2 protein-coding genes are annotated in these 2,948 nt (G+C 58.1%); both read right to left on the reverse strand.

What is annotated here, in order from left to right; all coding sequences use genetic code 11:
- Window positions 1–567 precede the first annotated feature (567 nt).
- Complete coding sequence (locus ACWI8T_RS09240) at window positions 568–1,389, reverse strand: hypothetical protein (RefSeq protein WP_449138728.1); 822 nt, start codon at window positions 1,387–1,389, stop codon at window positions 568–570.
- A 49-nt stretch (window positions 1,390–1,438) separates the two neighbouring features.
- Complete coding sequence (locus ACWI8T_RS09245) at window positions 1,439–2,461, reverse strand: hypothetical protein (protein ID WP_449138729.1); 1,023 nt, start codon at window positions 2,459–2,461, stop codon at window positions 1,439–1,441.
- Between the last annotated feature and the right edge of the window lie 487 nt (window positions 2,462–2,948).

The raw sequence follows: 2,948 nt of genomic DNA on the forward strand, positions 1-2,948 counted from the left end.
TGGGACAAAAACAAAAACTCAAAGCCCTGAGTTTGAAAAAAGTTTTTGAGGTTGTCCCAGCTTTTGTCCCCGAAGCCGACGAAACGCGACATGGCGTCACCTGGCGGCACTCGGCTCGAGGCGGCACCGAAAACTGGGTGTAACTGGAATGACGGGGCGGCAAAACTATAACCATCGAGTGGGAATAGAGATTCCCTAGTTATGGGGGTATAAATCATTTAAACGATAATGGATACCCCAATAAACCTCTGATTTGATATACCGACTCCAACGAAGATTGGAGCCGGTATGCGTTTATTTCCTAGAGAGAACTACCTGAAGAAGATACGCGCATGTTCAGGTGGCCATGACCATCATGGCCGACCAGTCCACCGAGGAGTGCGAATACCGGCCCTTCACTCAGATTAAGGGCAACTATCCTAAGTAACTGCTTACGTGAAGCGACCCTATCCAGCAGCGCGATGGCATCATTCACGCCAACATCTCCGAGTTCATGCAGGAAACTGCAAGCCTTTGGGCAAACCGAATATTCTGGCCGTTTCGCCCATGTGCATCCTGGCGCTAGTGTTAATGTGTGGCAAGGAGCTGCTCAAGGAATGTCGGAATGTCGCGGTTGGCGAGCGCGTCGGCTATGACGGGTGCCGTCTCGGCGACGATCGCGGCGGTTGCTCCAATCGCAAAGCCCCAGATAGCGCCAATAACGGCACGCTTGAGCGCCTCATTGGGGTCGGCGTCGTCGACCAAATATCGCGCGATGCCCAAGAAGAGGCCTCCGGCTGCGCAGGCGAGCGCGAGCCCTGTGATGAGCGCGTACTCTTCCGAAAAATTAAGCCCGCGAACCGTGCATATTGCGGCGGTCTCGATAAACGCCGGGAGCACGGAAATGCACAAGGCGGCAAGCGGGTTTGCGGGCAGCTTCTTCGAGGCCGCGAAAGCCGCTGCCGTGCAAATCGCTATAAGGAACGCGAGCAGGTTGAGCTCGCCGAACGCTTCCGCCTCGAAGAATTGCGCGGAAATCACCTTTGCGCAGGCGAGCCCCATCATGGTCACGACGAAGAAATTCGTCTCGCCCATCGAGCGGTCCATAAGGCCCGAGAAAAGCTGGTCGAGCGTTTTTGCGACGCCCGATCGGGCCTTTCCTGCGATTTCGCGAAGCGAGAAGAAGCCGAGGTCGCCTTCGCTTTCAGCTGCGGTTTCTTTCGGCTCATTGCCGTGTTCGGTGGGGCGCTCCGCATTCGCCTTGGGCGATTCGTCGTCTCGGGCGCTTCCTTCGCCGCTCGCATTGCCCTTGTTGGTCGGTTTCGTGTCGTTTTCGGCGCCGTCTATGTAGAGCAGCTCCTTGAGCCAACTTGGAGCGCCTTTCTGTCGCGCGGTTTTGTCGATTCTCACAATCATTCCTTTCATGCGGTGGTGTTGCGAACTTGTCGTGCGTGAGGGGCTAAACGATCCCTCCCATGTAGCTAAAATAGATCGGCGCTGTGCCGTAGGCGATTTCGCGCGCGATGTAAGGCGCGAGCTCCCAAATGAGGGCAGCGGTGGCACCAATGGCCGCTCCCCAGAAGGGGGTGAAGAAAACGCGCTCGCACGCTGCGTCTTCGTGGGCGGTCGTGCTTTTACATCCACTTCCGCATGCGTCGACGTTTCCGCGTGCGCCAGCGTCCCTGCCTTCGCCTTCATCTTCCTCATCGCCAAACGGATCAATCAGAGTTCCCACAATCAGGAGGGCCGCGCTACCGAGGCAGCCAGCCAGCGCCCAGCTCGTGATGCGGTTGAACGCGTCGGCGTCCGAGCCGTTCACTGCACATGCGGTGGCGACTTCGATGAGGGCCGGCAGGCACGCGATCACGAGTGCCGTAAGCGCGTTGGCCGGGTATTTTTCGGAAATCGTGCACACTCCGAGCACGCTCAGCGTCACCACGAAGGCAAAGGCGTTGAGTTCGCTCAAAGAGCTCGAGTCGATGAATACCGCGCCAATCACGCGCGTGCAGACGAGCAACATGAGCGTGACCGCTACGAAATCGATGCGCTTCATCGAGCGTGACATGAGCGCCTTGAACAGGCTTTCGATTGCGAGCGCGATATAGGCTTTAATGGAGAAGGGGCTCTCGAAGAAGTCGTCCAGCTCGTCGTCGTAGTCGTCGCGGTTGTTGTCGTGCGGGGTGCAAGGGTTGTCGGCGGTGCGGCCCGTGGCACGGTCGTTGTCGTGGGGCACGCTGGAGTTGTGTCGGAAGCCACCGAAGTCTTCGTCGGAAGCCTCGCTGCGAGTGCCGCATGCGCTGTCGTTGTTGTCGTTGTTGCCGCTGCCGCTGTTGCCACCGCCGGCGCTGCTTGCGCCGTCGACGTTTTCCTCGTTGCCTTCCTCATGGAATTCGTCGTCGAGGTCGTAGCGATATTCGTTCCCGGGAGAGTGCATCACGAATCCTTTGTCGGTTCCGATTCCTCCGTAGTATTTCTTGCCCATGGCTCCTCCTTGCGTGTGGCTATCGAAGTGGGAGAGGGTTGAGGGGGCCGCTTCCTCGTTTGCCGCCGAGCTTGCTCGAGAAATCGTTCATGGCCGTTCCTTTCGTGCGTTGGCTTTTGCCAACCACATGGAAAACGGGCGCAAAGTTTTCTGGAAAATGGGAAGGGTCGTCGGCGTGGCTGATGGTGGCTCGTCGGCGGACCTGTGCGCGCAAGCATCATGGGGCCATTGCGATATGCGTTGCCGAATTCGCCGCCTGCACGCGGCCTTTTGGCTTGTCGGTGCCCATGAGAAGCATGTAGAACGGCTTGGGTAAACTCGCCAGGCAGGTCGTTCGGAAAACTCGCCAATCGGATTGTTTGGACGGGCTATCGAGAGGGCATTGCGGGCTCGCGGGGCTCATTTGGCAGAAAACGCCGCTAGGGGGCCTCGTTGCGGGGTTCGGATTTTGGGCGTCTTGGGGCAATTCGTGATGAGTGATTATCTG

The sequence above is a fragment of the Slackia sp. genome (assembly GCF_977041755.1).